This window comes from Methylomagnum ishizawai, from assembly GCF_900155475.1.
Lineage (GTDB): Bacteria > Pseudomonadota > Gammaproteobacteria > Methylococcales > Methylococcaceae > Methylomagnum > Methylomagnum ishizawai_A.
In genome coordinates this window covers 59781-78766 of the sequence record NZ_FXAM01000004.1, presented here as the reverse complement: position 1 = coordinate 78766, position 18986 = coordinate 59781, and the positions used below count along the sequence as shown (strand labels likewise).

The 18986-nt window shown below is 66.6% G+C and carries 16 protein-coding genes; 11 read left to right on the top strand and 5 right to left on the bottom strand.

All coding sequences use genetic code 11. The annotated features are described in order from the left end of the window. Positions 1-559 precede the first annotated feature (559 nt). The 5 genes from B9N93_RS25090 to B9N93_RS23555 all read left to right on the top strand — a co-directional run bounded on the left by B9N93_RS25090 (position 560) and on the right by B9N93_RS23555 (position 4756). The gene (locus B9N93_RS25090) at positions 560-1423 is read left to right on the top strand and encodes a hypothetical protein (RefSeq protein ID WP_125469199.1); all 864 of its coding nucleotides are present in this window, start codon (positions 560-562) and stop codon (positions 1421-1423) included. After that, positions 1324-1635, top strand: coding sequence for a hypothetical protein (locus B9N93_RS23570; RefSeq protein WP_085216822.1), 312 nt, complete (start codon positions 1324-1326; stop codon positions 1633-1635). The genes B9N93_RS25090 and B9N93_RS23570 overlap by 100 nt, the downstream gene beginning before the upstream one ends. A gap of 514 nt (positions 1636-2149) precedes the next feature. Further along, the gene (ftsH, locus tag B9N93_RS23565) at positions 2150-4066 is read left to right on the top strand and encodes an ATP-dependent zinc metalloprotease FtsH (protein WP_085216772.1); all 1917 of its coding nucleotides are present in this window, start codon (positions 2150-2152) and stop codon (positions 4064-4066) included. A 145-nt stretch (positions 4067-4211) separates the two neighbouring features. Further along, positions 4212-4454 carry a type II toxin-antitoxin system ParD family antitoxin gene (locus B9N93_RS23560; protein WP_085216771.1) on the top strand — a complete coding sequence of 81 codons (243 nt, stop codon included), beginning with the start codon at positions 4212-4214 and terminating at the stop codon, positions 4452-4454. After that, positions 4454-4756 carry a type II toxin-antitoxin system RelE/ParE family toxin gene (locus tag B9N93_RS23555; RefSeq protein WP_085216770.1) on the top strand — a complete coding sequence of 101 codons (303 nt, stop codon included), beginning with the start codon at positions 4454-4456 and terminating at the stop codon, positions 4754-4756. Before B9N93_RS23560 ends, B9N93_RS23555 begins: the two co-directional genes overlap by 1 nt. 369 nt (positions 4757-5125) lie before the next feature. Here the strand turns inward: B9N93_RS23555 and B9N93_RS23550 are convergent, their stop codons facing one another. Then, positions 5126-6064 (bottom strand): replication initiation protein, encoded by a 939-nt coding sequence (locus tag B9N93_RS23550; RefSeq protein WP_254899522.1) that lies wholly within the window; start codon positions 6062-6064, stop codon positions 5126-5128. Between B9N93_RS23550 and B9N93_RS26580 the strand changes: the two genes are divergently transcribed. Continuing rightward, the gene (locus B9N93_RS26580) at positions 6042-6296 is read left to right on the top strand and encodes a hypothetical protein (protein WP_254899525.1); all 255 of its coding nucleotides are present in this window, start codon (positions 6042-6044) and stop codon (positions 6294-6296) included. The genes B9N93_RS23550 and B9N93_RS26580 overlap by 23 nt on opposite strands. A 253-nt stretch (positions 6297-6549) precedes the next feature. After that, a complete protein-coding gene (locus B9N93_RS23545) occupies positions 6550-6807 on the top strand; it encodes a DUF29 family protein (protein WP_085216768.1) in 258 nt (85 codons plus the stop codon). Positions 6808-7037: 230 nt separating this feature from the next. Here the strand turns inward: B9N93_RS23545 and B9N93_RS25085 are convergent, their stop codons facing one another. Both B9N93_RS25085 and B9N93_RS23540 read right to left on the bottom strand, forming a co-directional pair. Continuing rightward, positions 7038-7187 (bottom strand): lmo0937 family membrane protein, encoded by a 150-nt coding sequence (locus B9N93_RS25085; RefSeq protein WP_125469188.1) that lies wholly within the window; start codon positions 7185-7187, stop codon positions 7038-7040. A 125-nt stretch (positions 7188-7312) separates the two neighbouring features. After that, positions 7313-15787, bottom strand: coding sequence for a glycoside hydrolase family 94 protein (locus B9N93_RS23540; protein ID WP_085216821.1), 8475 nt, complete (start codon positions 15785-15787; stop codon positions 7313-7315). Between the two features lie 509 nt (positions 15788-16296). On the opposite strand from B9N93_RS23540, the gene B9N93_RS23535 reads away from it, so the two are divergent. After that, positions 16297-16476: a hypothetical protein gene (locus B9N93_RS23535; protein ID WP_085216820.1), complete on the top strand. Its 180-nt coding sequence runs from the start codon at positions 16297-16299 to the stop codon at positions 16474-16476. 101 nt (positions 16477-16577) lie between these two features. On the opposite strand, the gene B9N93_RS23530 is transcribed toward B9N93_RS23535, so the two are convergent. Next, a complete protein-coding gene (locus tag B9N93_RS23530; protein WP_085216819.1) occupies positions 16578-17072 on the bottom strand; it encodes a cation:proton antiporter domain-containing protein in 495 nt (164 codons plus the stop codon). Positions 17073-17310: 238 nt separating this feature from the next. On the opposite strand from B9N93_RS23530, the gene B9N93_RS23525 reads away from it, so the two are divergent. The 3 genes from B9N93_RS23525 to B9N93_RS23515 all read left to right on the top strand — a co-directional run bounded on the left by B9N93_RS23525 (position 17311) and on the right by B9N93_RS23515 (position 18600). After that, positions 17311-17604 (top strand): ElaB/YgaM/YqjD family protein, encoded by a 294-nt coding sequence (locus B9N93_RS23525; protein ID WP_085216818.1) that lies wholly within the window; start codon positions 17311-17313, stop codon positions 17602-17604. Between the two features lie 232 nt (positions 17605-17836). Next, positions 17837-18097, top strand: a complete 261-nt coding sequence (locus tag B9N93_RS23520; protein ID WP_085216817.1) for an ElaB/YgaM/YqjD family protein — start codon at positions 17837-17839, stop codon at positions 18095-18097. 8 nt (positions 18098-18105) lie between these two features. Beyond that, the gene (locus B9N93_RS23515; RefSeq protein WP_125469198.1) at positions 18106-18600 is read left to right on the top strand and encodes a hypothetical protein; all 495 of its coding nucleotides are present in this window, start codon (positions 18106-18108) and stop codon (positions 18598-18600) included. 152 nt (positions 18601-18752) lie between these two features. Here the strand turns inward: B9N93_RS23515 and B9N93_RS25870 are convergent, their stop codons facing one another. After that, positions 18753-18926, bottom strand: a complete 174-nt coding sequence (locus B9N93_RS25870) for a hypothetical protein (RefSeq protein ID WP_176225428.1) — start codon at positions 18924-18926, stop codon at positions 18753-18755. Positions 18927-18986 lie beyond the last annotated feature (60 nt).

Sequence of the window (18986 nt, the reverse complement as noted above, 5' to 3'; positions counted from 1 at the left end):
GGTCATGGTCGGTTCCCCTGGCGGGTGGCGGAGGTGGCTCGGGGAGCGGCGTTTGGAACGCCAGCGGACTTCCCTGTCTAACCGGAAGGCCCGGATTCGGGTTCGCTTGGACATGCTACGCAAATATTTTGTCCATGACAATCTATTGACAATGAATTTAAGTCGTGCAATAACATGTGCAAAACATCGGCAACGCGCAGCGACCGATTGAAAAAGACGCCTCCCTAGGGCGCGAGCGTGCGACGAACACCACCCAGTGAGGCCCAACCATGACCACCCGCGCCCTGGCACGCCTATTACTCGACCCATGCCGCGCCGGTCCGCACCAGCTCGACATCCTGGCCGGCCTGATCGGCCTGGAGGCCAAGAACGGCAAGCGCAACCGCGACGCGCTGATCAAGGCCCACACGGCGTTGAAGGACGCGGGGTTCCTGGCGGATTTCGAGGTGGTGGAGGATTCGGTGCGGGTGAAGTTCGGGAGCGGGTACGGCGGGCGCTGGCGGCGCGGAGGCCGGCCACGGTCGGGCAATCCATCCCATGAGCGCCAGCCGCGCCCCTGGTGCCACCGGCCGACACCGACTTCGAGGGCGGGCAGATCGACCTGTTCCGCGCCTTCCTCTGCAACGGCCCGGCCGAGCGCGACCGGCTTTCCAACACTTCGACCTGTGGGACAGCGTGCCGCGCTACGCCATCTCCCGGCAGCAGATGGCCAAGATACGCAAGGAAAAGGGCTTCCTGGGGATCAGGCAGGTCGTTTTCCAATACCGGGGGCGCACGCTGGAAGCCCGCATCCAGGCCGCCCGCATCCTCGACGACAAGACCCGCACCGAGACCGACTACTACCCCCAGCGCCAACGAGGAACTGGTCGAGGACGCCCTGCGCAAGATCGCCGCCGAGCAGCGCAACGCCTTCTTCGACCGGAAGAACCAGCGCAGCGGGGTGGTGTTCACCCTGTACGCGCTGCGCGAGGAATTGAGGAAGCAGGGGCATGCCCGATCCTACCAAGAGATCGTGCTGAGCCTCAACATCCTCGTCCGGAGCATCATCGAACTCCGCGCCACCGACGGCGACTCCCCCAAGTTCTTCGCCCGCAGCGCCTATTTCCCCGGCATATCGGCGGTGTCCAGGGACAAGCTGGAAGACGATCCGCAGTCGAAATGGATCGTGCAGTTCCATCCTTTGGTCACCGAGGCCATCGACGCCGTGACCTACAGGCAGTTCAACTACGCCCAGATGATGGCCACCGCACCCAGCTTGCCCGCTGGCTGCATAAACAGCTCTCGCTCAAGTTCACCTTCGCCAGCCTCGCCACGTCCTTCGAGATGCGCTACAGCACCATCCGCCGCGACAGCGCCCTGCTGGACGGCTACGGCCAGCAGCGGCAGGCGGTGGCGGCGGTGGACGCGGCCTTCGCGGAGTTGAAGGCCAGCGGGGTGTTGATGCTGGTCAAGAAAAACGAAATCCGCAGCGCCCGCGGCAGGATCGAGGACGTGGTCTACACGCTCAGCGCCTCCATGGAGTTCGTGGGGGAGATGAAGACCGCCAATAAGCGTCATAAAAATGCTATCGATGTGTCACAACAGGCTGTGGATAAACCTGTGGATAAGTCCGCCACGGACCCCGATTTTCGGTAGGTATAGCTGACGGGTCGAGGCATTTTTCGGTAGGTATAGCTGACGGGTCGCGGTAGGTATAGCTGACAGGTCGTTTTTCGGGGGGGTCGGCCGGTAGGTATAGCTGACGGGTCGAGGGGGTTTTCGGTAGGTATAGCTGACGGGTCGCGATTTTTTCGGTAGGTATAGCTGACGGGTCGGCCGATTTTCGGTAGGTATAGCTGACGGGTCACGTTTGGGGGGTGGTTTAAAACAACCGTTTTGGGGTGTTTTAGGGGTCGTTTTTAGGCCGTTTCGGTAGGTATAGCTGACGGGTCGCGCCCAAAATGCCTCAAAAGCCGCTTGTAAGTCATTGATTTTGAAACAAAAAAAAACTGAAAAAATTTTCGCGCAAGTCCTTATTCTTCTTATTCTTTGTTTTAATCTTCTTCTTAACCGTCGCCGCAGCCTTGGAGAACGAACCGAGCATGATCGCCCACCACCAGCATCCGCGAACACCTCGCGGTCCCGCAATAACCATCTAGAGGAACCCCTTATGAGAGACATGATGAAGAACGTCTTGCTATGGGTGGTGATAGCCGTCGTCCTGCTATCGCTATTCAACGGCTACGGCAAACGCACCCAAGCCGACAACACCATCTCCTATTCCAACTTCATCGCCGCCGTGAACCAGGGCAACGTGAAGCAGGTCAGCATCGACGGCATGACCATCTCCGGCATGTTGGGCGACGGCGACCGCTTCACCACCTACAGCCCCGGCGATCCCCACCTGGTCGACGACCTGTTGAAGAACCACGTCGATATCAAGGTCAACGCCCCGGAACATCCCTCCTTCCTGATGCAGCTGTTCATCTCGGCCTTCCCGATGCTGCTGATGATCGGCGTGTGGGTCTACTTCATGCGCAGGATGCAGGGCGGCGCGGGCGGCGGGGCCATGGGCTTCGGCAAGAGCAAGGCCCGTTTGATCGAGGAAGACAAGATCAAGGTCACCTTCGGCGATGTCGCGGGCTGCGACGAGGCCAAGGAAGACGTGACCGAGATGGTCGATTTCCTCAAAGACCCCTCGAAGTTCCAGAAGCTCGGCGGCCAAATCCCCAAAGGCGCCTTGATGGTCGGCCCGCCCGGCACGGGTAAGACCCTGCTGGCCCGCGCCATCGCCGGCGAGGCCAAGGTACCGTTCTTCTCGATCTCCGGCTCCGACTTCGTGGAAATGTTCGTGGGCGTGGGCGCTTCCCGCGTGCGCGACATGTTCGAGGAAGCCAAGAAGCGCGCCCCCTGCATCATCTTCATCGACGAAATCGACGCCGTGGGCCGCCAGCGCGGCGCGGGGCTGGGCGGTGGCCACGACGAACGCGAACAGACCCTCAACCAACTCCTGGTCGAGATGGACGGCTTCGCGGGCAACGAGGGCATCATCATCATCGCCGCCACCAACCGCCCGGACGTGCTGGACAAGGCCCTGCTCCGCCCTGGCCGCTTCGACCGCCAGATCACCGTCGGCCTGCCCGACGTGCGGGGCCGCCAGCAAATCCTCAAGGTCCACATGAAGAAGGTGCCGGTGTCCGACAATGTCGAGGTCGATTGGCTGGCCCGTGGCACCCCAGGCTTCTCCGGGGCCGACCTCGCCAACCTGGTGAACGAGGCCGCGCTGTTCTCCGCCCGCCAGAACAAGCGGATGGTGGACATGGAATCCTTCGAGAAGGCCAAGGACAAAATCCTGATGGGCGCGGAACGCCGCACCGCCGTGATGAGCGAGGAAGAGAAGCTCCTGACCGCCTACCACGAGGCCGGCCACGCCATCGTGGGCCGCATGGTGCCGGAACACGACCCGGTCTATAAGGTCAGCATCATCCCGCGCGGGCGGGCGCTGGGCATCACCATGTTCCTGCCGGAACGCGACGTGTACAGCGCCAGCAAGCAGAAGCTGGAAAGCCAGATTTCCAGCCTGTTCGGGGGCCGGGTGGCCGAAGAACTGACCGTGGGCCGCGAGCGCGTCACCACCGGGGCGCAGAACGACATCGAGCGCGCCACCAACCTGGCCCGCAACATGGTCACGCGCTGGGGTCTGTCCGACCGCCTGGGGCCGCTGGCCTATAGCGAGGAGGAAGGCGAGGTGTTCCTGGGCCGTTCGGTGACCAAGCACAAATCGGTGTCCGAGGAAACCGCGCATTTGATCGACGAGGAAATCCGCTCGGTGATCGACCGCAACTACGAGCGGGCCGAGCGCATCCTCAGGGAACACATGGACGCCCTGCACGCGATGGCGGAAGCCCTGATGCTGTACGAGACCATCGACCGCCACCAGATCGACGACATCATGGAAGGCCGCACCCCCGGCGCTCCCGAGGGCTGGAACAACGACCAGAAGCCCGGCGGCGGCGCGACCGAGATCAAGCCCGCCCGTGGCGGCAAGGGCGTGAACGACGGCGGGAAACCGGCGACTCAGTTCTGATCGGGATTCCTTGAATGGACATGGAAAAGGCCGCGTGAGCGGCCTTTTTCGTGCCTCGATGTACGAGGGGCCGCGTCCCGCTTGCCGGCACCGGAGTACCAATATATATTCGATATTGGTATTAACAGCCACGGGAGCCACCCACATGCAGAAAAACACCAGCGTGACCCTGGGCACGCACTTCGAGCAATTCATCGCCAGCCAGGTCGGCGACGGGCGCTATGGTTCGGCCAGCGAGGTCGTCCGCGCCGGGCTGCGGCTGTTGGAGGAACACGAAACCCGGCTGTCCCTGTTGCGCCGGGCCTTGGCCGATGGGGAAGCCAGCGGCAGGGCGGAATATTCGCTGGAGGGGTTGATTGCCGAACTCGACCAGGAAGGCACCCATTGATGGGTGGGTTCGTCCTGACCCGCGAGGCCAAGGAGGATTTGAAAGCCATCGCCCGCTATACCCAGGACACTTGGGGCAAGGAACAGCGGAACCGCTATCTGGCGGAGTTGGACCGGGGTTTCCACGCCTTAGCCGCCGATCCGCTCAAGGGGCAGGATTGCGGTGATATCCGGCCCGGATACCGGAAATACCCGGTCGGCAGGCATTTCATCTTCTACCGGGCCATTGATGGCGGCATCGAGGTCGTCCGCGTCCTGCACGGGCGGATGGATGTCCGGGGGAGGATGGCGACGCAGTTCTGATAGGTTTTCCCGCCTAGCCGGATATGGAAAAGGTCGCCCGCTGGGCGGGTTTAATGAGATTTCTAATATTGATGGTATACTGTATTTTACTGAGTATCAATTTTTCATTGCCATAACCGAAATTACGACAAAAGCAAAGAAAAGCTGAATGGGAATTCGCGGGGAATTTTTCGTCATTTTTAAAAACTCCATATAAGGCGACCTCTGACCCGCAATTTTTGCACGATCAGATCGGAGTTGCAAACCCACTAAAATATAATTTGTTGAGACCATGAGAGCTAAAACAGGTTTTGCTGCGGTCTTGCTGTTCGATTCTATTATTTCGAATAATTGTAAAACGATAAATTGGGTCTCGGCCTGTTCTACCCGCTAACCCACCTCCATCCTCCGTTGCCGCTTCCGGCAGAACCCCACGAAGGCCGCGTCCGGGTCGTTGGGCCGGGGCTTCCCCTTGATCCAATCCCGCCATTCCGCTTCCAGGCCGTAGATATCGAAATCGGGCGCGGCCTGCTTGGCCTTCTCGTAGGTCCGCGTGCTGAGCAAAATGCCAAAAGCGGACATCGGTTCCACCGGCGGCGGCACGGGCGGTTCCAGGCGGGGTTTGATCTGCTTTTCCAAGGCCACGCGGGTATCCAATTTCTGGATAACGAAGCGGATGCGCTCGACCGCTTTCCCGCTCTTGAGCGCTTCCATCTGCGCCGAGAAACCCGCGCCTTCCGGGTTCATGTTGATTTGCCTGATACCGGGTTCCAGCACGAAGCGCTTCAAATCCACATATCGATCAAGCTTGTCTTCCGGCACCTTCAGCCATTGCCGGAGCTTCGTCAGTTCGATTTCCAAAACCGGATTCCGCAAATTCGCCACCGATTCCAGGATTTCGTAGAGCGTCACCGCGTATTTGCCGGACAGGGCGATGAGGAAATGAATCCGCAACCGGGCGAAGCGGCGGGGTTCTTTCAAGACGGGTATCAGGCCAGCCGGGAACTCGAATTTCAAAACCCCATCGGCACGGGCCGCCTCATGGGTCGCGGCGTAGGAAAACAAATGCGCGATGCCGTGCAGACGGTCCTCGCCTTCCACTTGTGCCCATTCAACGGAGGTCATGGCCAAGCGTTTCGCGCTTTCCCAAATCCAGCCTTGGCTGGTATCGCTGTGGTGTTCCTCAAATACTTTATTGATGCGGGCCACAGGCAATTCATGGATGCGTTTCACGCCTAGTTCATCCCAAACCGCGTGGACTAAGAAGGCATAGAGCTTCCTATCCCTTTCCGTATATGGACCTTGGATGTTGACGATGACGGCGGGCATTGCCAGGGGAACGGTAGCCGGATTGTGCGGCGTGGCTTCCCAGGGGCTTCCGGTGGGATGCACTGGAACGGGTGGAGATAGTTTTGCGTTGTTTTTGGATTTACTCATGACGAAGCCTGCGGGTTGGAGATTGCCGGACACGGTAGAGACTGATCATACCTTGAAAGGTGAAAATAAACCTGATATCCAGTTTTCACTTTATCTGTGGATAACCCTGTGGACTTCGGATTGAATTTCTCACTTTTGGGATTGAATTTCTCACCGTTCGGATTGAATTTCTCACCGATCCAGATTGAATTTCTCACTTTTGGGATTGAATTTCTCACCGCAAATCGCGCAAGCCTTTGATTCAAGCTAGAAAATTTTCGCCGAACACTGAACACTGGTGGATGAACATCCAGAACACCCAGAACACCACGCGCGAGGGCGCTTGTGGACAAGTGGGCGCAGCGGGTCCAGGAGAGTTAGAATCCCCTGGTCAGCATATGAGCCGAGCAACGCCGCAGATGCTTTACGACACCGATATCGTGGCCTGGGCCAGCGAACAAGCCCGGCTCCTGCGGGCGGGGCGCTTCGGCGCCCTGGATTTGGAACACCTGGCCGACGCGGTGCGCGAAACGGGGCTGGGCCGGGAGTGCTTCCCGGAAAACAACCCCTGGACCGTGGAGCGAAGCCTTGACGCGGGGTTCTGGCCGGAGTTAGTCCGGGCGGGAAGAGGGATCGACAGGGGAAAGGCCGCGTGAGCGGCCTTTTTCGTGTGGTCGAAAACGCGGTTCGCGATGGATGCGGCTCGCAGGCTCACCGCATGCTATAAGCCCACCGCCATCCTCCGCCGCCGCGTTCGGCAGAACCCCACGCAAGCCGCCTACCGGGCCGCGCATCTTCTGGATGCTCCGGGCGGCTTCCTCCCTGGGAAGTCCGGTGATGAGGACGGCACCATCCAAGGCCATGCGGGTTCAGGTCCGACAGGCGGCTACAGCGGGCGGCGCCCCTGGATGATACGCACCGCGACCATGATGACCGCGATCACCAGCAGGATATGGATGAATCCGCCCAGGGTGTACGAGGACACCAAGCCCAGGACCCACAGGACGATCAGCACGATGGCGAGGATTTCGAGCATGTCGGCATCTCCTTTTCCAACAGCGTCCGGCGGGAGGTCGGAGCCTTGGGGCCGGACCCGCCGCCGCCGTCGGTGCGGCAGGTCCGGGGCCGCGACGGGCGCAGCCCCCCGGATGAAACCATGCGCTAGCCCATGACCACGCGGACCCGGTGTTCCCGCCCGTCGTCCGCCAGCGGGATTCCGCCCTGGGGCGGCAAGGCTTCGCCATCGAGTTCCAGCGCGGCGACGCCCCGGCGGACGCCCTGGGGATTCTCCACCGCGATCCCGTAGCGGGCCGAACCCCGGCGCAGGCTGGCCGCGAAGCCCGGCCAGGCGGTGGGCGGGCAGGGATCGACGAACAGCGTCCCGGCCCTGAGTTCCAGCCCCAACACACCTTCCACGGCGGTGCGGTAATACCAGCCCGCCGCCCCGGTATACCACGTCCAGCCCGCCCGCCGCGCATGCTCCGGCCCGGCGTGGACATCCGCCGCCAACACATAGGGCTCGCCCCGGTAGGCTTCCCGCCCCGCCTTGTCCGCGCCCCGGTAAACCGGGTTGAGCATCCGCAACAATTCCACCGCCCCGGAACCGTTGTCCAGGCGGGTTTCGGCCAGGGCGCACCACACCGCCGCGTGGGTATATTGCCCGCCGTTCTCGCGGGTGCCGGGCGGATAACCCGCGATATAGCCGGGATCGGGTGTGGCGTGGCTGTCCGGGTCCGCGCCGCGCCGGAACGGCGGATCGAACAACAGCACCAGGGAGTCGCCGCCGCGCACCAAGCGCTCCCACACCGCATCCAGGGCCCGCCGCGCCCGTTCCGGGTCGGCGGCCCCGGATAGCGCGGCCCAGCTCTGCGGCAGGGAATCGATCCGGCATTCGGCGTTGGCGGCGGAACCCAAGGGCGTGCCGTCGTCGAACCAGGCCCGCCGGTACCACGCCCCGTCCCAGGCCGCAGCCTCGGCCGCAGCTTTGAGCCGCTCCGCGTGGCCGCGCCAGCGGTCCGCCCGCCCGGCATCGTCCCGCGCCGCCGCCAGGGGAATGAAGGCTTCCAGGGCCGAAATCAGGAACCACGCCAACCACACGCTTTCGCCCCGGCCCGCCTGGCCCACCCGGTTCATGCCGTCGTTCCAGTCGCCCGCGCCGATCAAGGGCAGGCTGTGCGGACCCAGCGCGAGGCTGGCGTCCAATGCCCTGGCGCAATGTTCGTAGAGGCTGGCCCGGACCTCGGAAAGGGTCGGCTCGAAATAGGCGTCCTCCCGCTCGGGCGGCAGCGGCGGGCCGTCGATGAAGGGGATTTCCTCATCCAGCACGGCGGCGTCGCCGCTCACGTCGAGATAGCGCACTGCGGCCACCGGCAGCCATAGCCGGTCGTCCGAGCAATGGGTGCGCACGCCCCGGCCCGTGGGTGGGTGCCACCAGTGCTGCACATCGCCCTCGGGGAATTGCCGCCCCGCCGCCCGTAGCAAATGGGCGCGGACCCCGGCGGGATCGGCGGCGGCGAGCGCCATGCCGTCCTGGAGTTGGTCGCGGAAGCCATAGGCACCCCCGGCCTGGTAGAACGCCGCCCGTGCCCAGACCCGGCAGCCCAGCGCCTGATAGACCAGCCAGCGGTTCACCAGCAGGTCCAAGCCCCGGTCCGGGGTCTGGATTTGCAAAGCGCCGAGCCGTTCGTCCCAGGCCCGCCGGGCGCGTTCCAGGGTCTCCGCCGCCGGGATGGCCCGGTGCCGCCGGATCAAATCCAACGCCCCGGCCCGGTCCGCGCCCTGGCCCAGCAGGAACACCACTTCCGCCGTGCCGCCGGGGCCGAGTTCGATCCCGGTTTGCAGGGCCGCGCAGGGGTCCAGCCCGGCCCCGCAGCGCCGCCGCAAACCGGCCCGCCGCCCCAACAAGCCCGCCGGGGCGTCCAGCCCGCCATTGCGGCCCAGGAATTCCTCCCGGCTGGCGGTCCAGGCGGTTGGCCGGCCACCCAGGTCGGCGAAGGCCACCCGCCCGCCGAATTCGGCGCTCCAGGGATTGCGAGCCAATAGCGCCCCGGTCGCGGGGTCGGATTCGGTGACGACATAGGGCGCGGCGGCGGGGCGGGAATTCCCCAACGCCCATTCGGCATAGGCCACCACGCTCAGCCGCCGGGGCCGCCCGGAAGTGTCGCGCAGGCGGAGGATCGAGACCTTGACCGGGTCCGCCGGGTCCACGCATTGGGTCAACGCGCTGTGGATGCCGTGCGAGGCGTGGTCGAACCGGCTATAGCCCTGGCCGTGGCGGATCAGGTAATGCCCACCCTCGACCCGGATCGGCAGGGCGGTCGGGCACCACAGTTCGCCGCTGTCCTCGTCGCGCAGATAGAACGCCTCGCCGGGCGGATCGCCGACCGGATCGTTCGACCAGGGCGTGAGCGGGTTTTCCCGGCTGTTCAGGCTCCAGGTATATCCGCCGCCGGATTCCGTCACCAGGAAGCCGAAATCCGGGTTGGCAATCACATTGGTCCAAGGCAGGGGCGTGGACTGGCCGGGACCGAGCCGCACCACGTAGTCCCGCCCGCCGTCGGTGAAACCGCCCAGCCCGTTGAAGAATTCCAAGGTGGACGGGTCCGGCCCGGCCAAGGCGTCGAGGTCCGCCGGTCCCGCGCCGGTCCAGGGCCGCCGCAAGGGCGCGTAGCCCGCCGGTCCCCGCGCCCGCCGCAGCAATTGCTCGGCCAGGGTGCCGCGCCAGCCCGCCAGTACCACCCGGGCGCTGGAACGCAGCAACAGCCGGTCGGCCTCGTCCAGCCAATCCGCCCGCACCACCGCCACCGCGCCGCGCACAGGGTCCGGCCCGGCCCCCGACAGCGCCCGCTGCGCCCGCGCCAAGCTTTCCAGCAAACCGCCCAGTTCCTCGGCGTAGGAAGCGTCCTGCTCGCACAGGAACACCAGATCAACCGCCAAGCGCTTGGCCCGCCAATATTCCTGCGCCCGCAGCAATTGCTCGGCCAAGGCCCGCTGCCCGGCATCGCCGATCCGCGCCAACACCATGGGCCGGTCGCCGGAAATCCCATGCCGCCACAAAGCCCGCTGGCCCAGCGTGTTCAAGGCCAGCACCGCGCCCGAGGGACGCAGCGCGGCGTCGGCGTACAACAGCCGGTTGGCCAGCGCTTGGAAGAGCTGGGCTTCGTCGGTGGCGATGCGTAGATGGCGGAGTTGCACCTGGGCCTGGGTCCAGGCCAGGGCCGATACCCGGTCGAACAGGGCGGGGTCGCGGTATTTCAGCGCCAATTCCTGCAAATCATCGCGATTTTGGGCCACGAAGGTGGTGAATACCGTATGGGCGACCGCGCCCGGCTCGATCCGCAGCCGCACCCGGAAGCAAAACACCGGGTCCAGCACCGGGCCGACGCTATTGCCCAAGGGTCCGCCATCCTGCAAGGCCAGGGGCGAACGCACGCCCCGGCCCCGGCCCAGGCAGCGCATCCGGTCGGTTTCGTACTCCACGCCCGCGTCCGCCGCCACCCCGGCCAGGACCTGCCCGGCCCAGCGTTCCGGCTCCCCGGCTCCGCGCGGCCGCCGCCGCGCCCACAAGGCCACGGCCTGGGGTAAATATCCGGTGTCCACAAACAGGTTGGAAAACACCGGATGGGCGGCATCGGCGGCGGGCGGGGCCAGCACGATCTCGGCGTAGGAAGTCAGTTCGATCTCGACCGGCGCCGGGCCGTGGTTGGCGAGGCTGAGGCGGCGGATCTCGGCGTCGTCCTCGGGGGACACCACGATTTCCAGGGTGGTGGCGATGTCGCCGTCGGCGCGGGCGATCCGCGCCCGGTCCTCCAGGAAATCCACCGCGTAATGGTCGGGGACCGCCGCCGTGGGCTGGTAGCCCGCCGACCAGACCCGGCCCGTGGCCCGGTTCCGCAGATAGAAGAACGCGCCCCAATCGTCGCGCACCGGGTCTTCGCGCCAGCGTGTCACCGCCAGTTCGTTCCAGGCGCTATAGCCCGAGCCCGCCGCCGTCAGCATCACCGCGTAACGGCCATTCGAGAGCAGATGGGACGAGGGCAGGGCGGATGTCGGGGAAGGTCGCTGGCGTACCGGCGGCTGGGCGACCTGGGCCGCCTCGGCCTGGTCCAGGGCCGAGCGCGGGCTGTGGGTATCGAGTCCCCGCGGGCCGCGCTCGTGCAACAGCAATTCCGTGGCCTGGATCAAGGGCACCCGGTGGAAGCGCCCGCGCATCGCCCCGTCGTGGACCACATCGGCCAGGGCGACCAAGGCCATGCCCTGGTGGTGGGCCATATAGCAGCGCACCACCGCCACCCCTTGCCGTTCCGCCAGCCGCTCCGGGGTGAAATCCAGGGCTTCGTAGAAGCCATAGCGGCCCAGCCCGCCCAGGGCTTCCAAGCGGGCGTAGTTTTCGGCGGCGGCCTGGGGCCGGTAAAGCGCCGCCAGGGCCGTGGCGTAGGGCGCGACCACCCAATCCCGCGCCAAGCCGCGTTTCATGCCCAGGCCGGGCACGCCGAAGGCCGAATATTGATAGGTCATCCCGGCGTCGCGGGCGGCGAAGGCCGATTCCGAAATGCCCCAGGGGATGCCGCGCTGGCGTCCGTATTCGATCTGGCGGGCGACCACCCGGCGGCAGGTCTCGTCCAACAGGCTATGGCGCGGAGTGAAGCCGACCAGGGAAGGCATCAGGTACTCGAACATCGAGCCCGACCAGGACAACAGCACATGGCCCGCCGCCACCCGGGTCATGCGGCGGCCCAGCCGCGCCCAATGGGTGCTGGGCGCTTCGCGCTTGGCGATGGCAATCTGGCTGGCCAGCCGCGCTTCCGAGGCCAGGAGGTCGTAATAGGTGCCGTCCAGCCGCCCCTCGTTCACCAGATAGCCCAGGCTGAACAGATGCCGGGCCGGGTCGTACAGGAAACCGAAATCCATCTCCCGGAACAGGCGTTCGGCGCGGTCGGCCAGGGCGTCCAGGCGTGCGGCCAGGGCCGCGCCCGCTTCACCGGCCTCGCCCAAGGGGACGTGGCCGGCGCGGGCCGGGTCCAGGGCTGTCCAATCGCGGGCGTGGGAGCGCAAATCGTCGCGCAGCAGCCCGGCCCAAGCCGCAACCTCCGCCCTGGCGGGATCGTCGGGCACCGCCCCGGCGTAGCCCTGGGCCAGGGCGCATAATTCATCGGCGCAGGCCAGCGAACGCGCCCACAGCGGCTCCCAGCCGCCGGGATCGGCGGGCGCGTCGGCCAGCCCTTGGCCGATCAGCGCGGCCTGGGCGCATAGGGCTTCCGGCACCGCGCCGGCCCCGGCCAGCGCCGCGCACAGCAAGGCGTGGGTATCGGCCATGCCCCGCAGGGCGGCGCTGACGGCCAAGGGTTGGCGGGCCTGTTCCCGGCAGCTTTGCGCCAACACCAGCAAATGCCCGGCTAGGTTGCCGCTGTCCACGGTCGAGAGGTAGCGCGGCTCCAAGGGCCGGAGGTCGGAGGTGTCGTACCAGTTGAAGAAATGGCCGCGCCAACGCGGCAGGGCGTCGAAGGTGTGGAAGGTGGCTTCGAGCCGGTCCAGGGCGTCCCCCAGCCCCAGCCAGCCGAAATCCCGCGCTGCCAGCACCGACAACAGGTACAGCCCGAAATTGGTCGGCGAACTGCGGTGCGCCACCACCGGCTTGGGGTCTTCCTGGAAATTATCCGGCGGCAAATGGTGGTCCCCGGCGTCCACGAAAGCGGTGAAGAAGCGCCAGGTGCGCCGCCCGATCCAGCGGAAACGGGCCATATCGTCCGGCTGCGGGGCGTCCGGCGGCTGGGCCGGGAACGGTGCGGCCAAGGCCCGCATCCACAGCGGGGCCAGCCCCCATAGCAGCAGGAACGGCGCGGCCACGCCGATCCGGCCCGGATTGAACCACAGCACCAGGACGGCGGCGACCACCGCCCACCGGGCCGATGGCCCCAAGGGAGTGGGGTTTAGCCGGAAACCGCGGCCATCGGACGATGCCGGCAAGGCCGTGTCGAACAGCAATCCGGCCCGCTGCGCCAGCAAGCCCCCATCCAACAGCGCCGCCCCCAAACCCGACCCCAGGGTTTCCCCGGCCTCCCGCAGATGGTCGGCCAGGACGAACCCGCGCCGGGGCGGGACCAGGGCCGCCAGGAATGCCAACAGGGCCGGCCCGGCCAAGGCCAGCGCCACCAAGCCGACCAGGGCCGCCATCGGTGCGCCAGGCACTGCCCAGGCCGCCACCAGGACCAGGAACGCCATCGGCATGGACAGGGACCGCCTCAGCCGGTCCAGCAGCCGCCAGCGCCCGCTCCAGGGCAAATCCCGGCCCCCGGCCCCGAACACCCAGCGCCACAGCCGCCCATCCCCGCGCCGCCAGCCCCGGCCATCCCCGGCGTGGGCCTGCGCCGCCTCGAAGAACTCGACATCGGCCACCAGGGCGCAACGGGCGTACACGCTTTCCAACACATCCTGGCCGGGCGCGTCCGGTTCCGGCCAGCGCCCGGCCAGGGCCGCCTCGTAGGCGTCGATCTCGTACAAGCCCTTGCCCAACGGGGTGCCGAAGCCGAACCAATCTTGGTAGACCTCCGAGAGCGCGCTGGAATAGTCCTCGATGCCGCAGCGGCAAGAAACGATCCGTTGATAAAGGGAGCGCTCCCGCCGCAAGGGCAGGGTCGGCGTCAGCCGTGGTTGCAGCAGGGCGTAGCCCTCGACCACGCGGCGGGTGGCGGGATCGAGCGCGGGCCGGTTGAGCGGATGGGCGGCGGTACCGACCAGCCAGGACACCGAATCCATCGGCAGCCGGGTATCGGCCTCCAGATGGACGACATAGCGCACGTTTTGCGGCGGGGCGGGCGCGTCGGCGGCCGGGGGCAGGAAGCGGGTGTCGGTGGCCCCGCGCAATAGCCGGTTGAATTCGCGCAACTGGCCGCGGCGGCCTTCCCAGCCGGTCCAGCACCCAGCGGCGGCGTCCCAGGCCCGCCGCCGGTGGAACAGGAAGAAGCGCCCGCCGCCATGCTTGGCGTTGAGCGCCGCCACGCCCTCCCGCGCCGCCCGCAACAGCGCCGCGTCGCCGGGCAGGCTTTCCCGCTCGGCCCCGGCCCAGTCGGACAGCAGGGCGTAATACACCTCGCCCTCGGGATTGGCGAGATAGCGCACTTCCAACTGGCCGATCCGCCCGCGTATCCCGGCGGAACTGTCGAGGACCGTCGGCACCACCACGAAGGTCCGCAGTTCCGCCGGGATGCCTTGCTTGAGTTCCAGCCGTGGCAGATGACGCGCGGGCAACAGGGCCAGCGCCAGCCGGTTGACCAGGGTGGCCGCGATATCGGTGGCGGGGAACAGGGCCAGCAATCCAATCCAGGCCAGTCCGGCCCCACCCAGCCCGGCTTCCATTCCCGCCCATAGCACGCCGGCCAAGGCCAACAGCGCCACCGCGCCCAGGCTGCCCAGGTAGGCCGCGAGCGCATGGGCGACATAGGCCCGTAACAGCCTTTGCTTGAGGCCGGGCCGGAAGCCCATGCCGCGCTCGAAACCGGCCCGGCCCGCGCCGATCAGGTAATAGCCGGGGTCGCCGCGGCGGGGGTCGTCCGCCGCCCGCCCGGCGTGGGCCACCACCTCGCGGGCGATGTCCAGCTCCGAATACGGCGAGCGCCGGGCGATCTGGCCGATAGCGCGGCGGTAGCGGTCGCGGGTGAGGAAATCCATCGCCCCGTAGCCCGGATGGCCGCGCAGGCAGGCTTCCACCAGGCTCAGCGCCTCGACGAAGGGCGGCCAATCGAAGGCCGCGACCGCCCGCAGGCTGGTGATGATATTGCGCACCGTCCAATTGGCGGCGACCTGGTCGGCGTGTTCGCGCCGCACCACCTCATCCAGGTCCGTGCCTTCCTCCGCCAGCCAGCGGTCGAGGAAATCCAACGACACCGGGGTGTCCGGGTGGGGATCGTGCAGGCGCTGGGCGATCTGGACCGCGAAGGCCTGGCGCAGGGGCGGCGGCGGCAGGACGCCGGGCGGCGCGGCGGACGGGTCGGGTTGCAGCGCGGCGCGTTCGACTTGATCGACGAATTCATCGGCCAGCCCGCGCCCCGTTTGCGAGCGCATCACCAGCACGGCGAAGCGGCGGAGGTTCTCCAGCAACAGCACGCGGAGGAGGGCGGGCAAGGCCCAGAGTTCGTCCAGGGTGAGCGGCTGGACTTCCTGGTAGGCGCGGATGAACAGCCCCAGGGTGTCGGGCGCGAACCGGCTGTCGGTATGGGCCACCAGCGCCCAGGCGATGCCGTAGGCCCTGGGATAGCCCGCCAGGAACACGCCCCCGGCCAGGGCCGGCAATTCGCGGACCCGGTGGCCCGGCAGGGCTTCGGCCACGTCCTTGACTTGTTCCTCGATCACATGGAAGTTGTCCAGCAGCCATTCTGCCGCCGGGGTGATGGCCCGGTGCTGGTCCACCCGGCGGACGATGGACTGGTAGGCCGCCAGCAGCACGGTTTGGTTCTCCCGCGTCCGGCCGGCCAGCAGGGCGGGGCGCGGTCCCGCCGGGGCGGTGTGTTGGGTTTGGGCCAGGGTCAGGGCGTGCTGGCGCAGCCGGTCCTCGCCGAACAGTTCGCGGCGGATGGGCCGGTCGTCGCCGCCCGGATCGTGGCTCCTGGCGGTGCGCCGCCGTTCCTTGGGTTTCGCCATCGCCGCTCCTTGGGCTGGGTTCCGGCTCCCGCGGGAGCGCGTCAAGCTTTGTTCATATCACGCCCAGCGCCACCAGGATCGGCAAGAACCCCCACACCGGACCCGGCCCGCCGCCGGGTCCGTCAGGTGCCTGGGGTCAGGATGGGGTTCCGGGTGGCGCGGGAAATCGGGTGGCCGCTCCGCAGGGCTGGGGGAGGGTACAGCCTAGTGGCGTGGACGGGGCGGGTCGGTGCGGTGGCGCACACAAGCCGGTTTTGCGACATGCCGTTTTGGCTGGCCGACCCGTCGGAACGGGCCTTATGCCGGGAAAACGCCGGATAGGTATTGCCGGAGCCGCGTATACCCTAGCGGCGCGGTGATGGGTACGCCGCCGCACAGAGCCTGGATAAATAACCGATTAAAACGGTCGCAAATGGTACCCGTCCGTCCGCACCATATTGCCGCCAGGGCGTAACGGCCACTCAAACAGGATGATTGAGCGCCCTTTTCCCGATCGCTAGGAAGCCATTATGAACGTCTTGATCACCGAATTAATCCGCTCTTCGACCGGCTATTTCCACCAGACCGCCGGGGTCGTCATCGGCTTTTTCAACGACCCCGAACAAGCCCATCTTTGCGCCAATAAGATCACCGTGACGGTGGGTAAAATGGCCGAGGTTTGCGGGAGCCAGCTTTCCGTTCCCCTATAAGTCAACGCCCATCGGGTAGTTTGGGTATCACCATACCCGCACATATACCCTATGCCGGGCCGCCCGGACCCTCGGGTTTGCCTTTGCCCAGGCGCGATTCCTCAAGGTCGATTTCCCGCAGGATGCGGCGCACGGACTCTTCCGACAAATGGCCCTGCTCGCGCAGTTCCAACAGGACGCTGTGTTCCGCGCCGAGGACGGCGCGTTTGGCGTGCTCGTATTGGGCGCGGGGGGTCTCGGCGGCGGTGCCGTCCGGGTTGATCGCGGTATCCTCCAGCTGGCGCAGGCGCTCCTCGTAGCGCCGCCGCCGTCCAGCCCGCCGCCAAGCCCAGGGCCAGCAAGCCGATGGGTCGCAGGTTGGCGCGGAATTCGGGCCAGGAGGTGAACGCCGCCGCCTGGTACAGCAAGGGCGGCAGGAAGCACAGGAACACCAGGCTGGGATCGAGTTCGACCCGCGGCCCCCCCGGCACGGACCCCAGCGCGATCCCGCACAGGACCAACAGCACCGGGAACGGCAACGGCACCCGCCGCGCCACGACGGCCAGGGCCGTCACGGCGATCAAAAGCCCGATGATGAGTTCGAGGGCCGGATACATGGGAGGCGGTCCGGGGCCGACGCTTTCCTAAGCCGACTCCCGCCCATACGCAAGGTTCCTGATTCCCCCGGACCGCCCGACACATCGGTGCCGACCCCGGCAACTTTGGCGGCGGCGGCAGGGTCGAAACCTCGTCGGTGCCCCAGGGCACCGCGGTGCGGCGCGGGCGGGTCGTCTTCCCCGCCGCCATGGACCCGGTCCGGCCCTCCGCCGGGCCTTCAACCAAGGAGAAACGGTCATGGCTGAAATGCAAAACGTGGGCACGGACGTGGGCCAATTGCGCCAGGATATCGCCAGCATCAAGGGCGACCTCGGCACCCTGATAAACACGCTCAAGGATTTGGGCGTGGAACAGGGCAAACAACTCTACGCCCGCGCCCAGGACGCGGGCGAGGCGGTGCGGGGCCAGGCGGTCCAGACCCAGGAGCAGGTGGGCCATTACATCGAGTCCCGGCCCATCAGCAGCGTGCTGATGGCGTTCGGCACCGGCTTCGCCCTCGGCACCTTGGTGGGTGGCCGTTCCTACCACTGAGCCGCGGGTTCCATCGGCGGGAGTGCCAAGCTCCCGCCCCACCCGATCCCGGACGATCCTTCCCATGCCGCCACGGCAGCGCCCGGCGGCGGGCCGGAGAGGGAATCAGTGGACGCCGGGTTTCCATGTCATTCCATGCGATGCGATGTCGTTGCATTCCATCCTATTCTATTCCATCCCATGACATTCCATTTAATTTCATGTCATATCATATCAATTCAGGAGAATCCCCATGCCCACGGCCACCGAGCAAATGACCACGGAACTACAGCAAGAGGTGTCCGCCCTGAAGGCCGACCTCGGCCATCTGATGACCGCCGTCAAGGACTTGGGCGCGGAACAGGGCCGGGCGGTCTACGGCCAGGCCCGCCATCGGGTCCGCGCCGTCCATGAGAACCTGGAGCATTACATCGAAGCCCGGCCCATCAGCAGCGTGTTTTTCGCGCTGGGGGCCGGTTTCGTCCTCGGTAGCCTGCTCGGCAACCGCCGTTGACGGGCGCCATGTCGCAAACCACGCTCGCGGAATGGTTGAGCGCCGGGAAGGACCGGCTGCGGCACGGCCTGTCGCGCTCCCTGCTGGGCGCGGGGCTGGCCTTGTTCGCCCTGCTGGCGGCGCTGGAAGGGCTGGCGGCGATCATCGCTGGGGGCTATGGCTCGCTGCGGGCGCACTGGCCGCCTTGGCTGGCCGGTGGGGTGGTGGGGGGACTGGTCATCCTGGCGGCGGCGCTGGCCTTGTGGTGGGCGGTCCACATCGTCCGGGGAACGGCCCAGGCCGGGCCGCCCGCCCCGGTTGCGCGCCCCGCCCATGAACTCCATGGACACGGCGCCCATCCGGCCGGCCTGCTGGGGGCCGCCGCCGCCGAGTTGATCGGCGAGAACCGCATCAAGGCCCGCGATCTGGCCTTGATGGCCCTGGTGGCGGGCATCGCCCTGGGGGTGAGTCCCGGCCTGCGGCGGCAGGTGTTCGGCCCAGGACAGCGGGCCAAGGACGGCTGAGGGGCGACACCGGCAAAAAAAGGGCCGGTTCCCGGGGGAGGGGAACCGGCCCGACACAGAGGCCTAGGGGATATCAATGAACGATGAGGCGTTAGGTTAGCCGGGCCTTCCTTAAGAGCGCCTTAAAATCCCCATAGGCGCGCGATCCAAGCTCAGGCCACCCTGAGCCAGCCCTTGCGCCCGGCGTGGTCCCATACGCCGGTCCGGCGGCCCTGGGCGTCGCGCACTTCGACCCGGCGGTTGCCGGGCAGGAACACCGGCCTCGACCGGTGCAGGTAGATCACGGCGATGGCCCAGGCGGGCCAATTGAAGAACAGTTTGAACATGGCGGCGGGATGGGCGGGATGGGCCCGCGATGGCGGCCCCTTCGGTCCTAGTGTAGGCCA

What these genes read in the sequence shown, in the direction of transcription:
- B9N93_RS23560 (WP_085216771.1), top strand. Translation starts at nt 4,212, where the DNA reads ATGCAGAAAAACACCAGCGTGACCCTGGGCACGCACTTCGAGCAATTC.
- B9N93_RS23530 (WP_085216819.1), bottom strand. Translation starts at nt 17,072, where the DNA reads ATGTATCCGGCCCTCGAACTCATCATCGGGCTTTTGATCGCCGTGACG.
- B9N93_RS23550 (WP_254899522.1), bottom strand. Translation starts at nt 6,064, where the DNA reads ATGCCCGCCGTCATCGTCAACATCCAAGGTCCATATACGGAAAGGGAT.
- B9N93_RS23525 (WP_085216818.1), top strand. Translation starts at nt 17,311, where the DNA reads ATGGCTGAAATGCAAAACGTGGGCACGGACGTGGGCCAATTGCGCCAG.
- B9N93_RS23515 (WP_125469198.1), top strand. Translation starts at nt 18,106, where the DNA reads ATGTCGCAAACCACGCTCGCGGAATGGTTGAGCGCCGGGAAGGACCGG.
- B9N93_RS26580 (WP_254899525.1), top strand. Translation starts at nt 6,042, where the DNA reads ATGTTGACGATGACGGCGGGCATTGCCAGGGGAACGGTAGCCGGATTG.
- B9N93_RS23535 (WP_085216820.1), top strand. Translation starts at nt 16,297, where the DNA reads ATGAACGTCTTGATCACCGAATTAATCCGCTCTTCGACCGGCTATTTC.
- ftsH (WP_085216772.1), top strand. Translation starts at nt 2,150, where the DNA reads ATGAGAGACATGATGAAGAACGTCTTGCTATGGGTGGTGATAGCCGTC.
- B9N93_RS23545 (WP_085216768.1), top strand. Translation starts at nt 6,550, where the DNA reads ATGAGCCGAGCAACGCCGCAGATGCTTTACGACACCGATATCGTGGCC.
- B9N93_RS23555 (WP_085216770.1), top strand. Translation starts at nt 4,454, where the DNA reads ATGGGTGGGTTCGTCCTGACCCGCGAGGCCAAGGAGGATTTGAAAGCC.
- B9N93_RS23520 (WP_085216817.1), top strand. Translation starts at nt 17,837, where the DNA reads ATGCCCACGGCCACCGAGCAAATGACCACGGAACTACAGCAAGAGGTG.
- B9N93_RS23570 (WP_085216822.1), top strand. Translation starts at nt 1,324, where the DNA reads ATGCGCTACAGCACCATCCGCCGCGACAGCGCCCTGCTGGACGGCTAC.
- B9N93_RS25870 (WP_176225428.1), bottom strand. Translation starts at nt 18,926, where the DNA reads ATGTTCAAACTGTTCTTCAATTGGCCCGCCTGGGCCATCGCCGTGATC.
- B9N93_RS25085 (WP_125469188.1), bottom strand. Translation starts at nt 7,187, where the DNA reads ATGCTCGAAATCCTCGCCATCGTGCTGATCGTCCTGTGGGTCCTGGGC.
- B9N93_RS23540 (WP_085216821.1), bottom strand. Translation starts at nt 15,787, where the DNA reads ATGGCGAAACCCAAGGAACGGCGGCGCACCGCCAGGAGCCACGATCCG.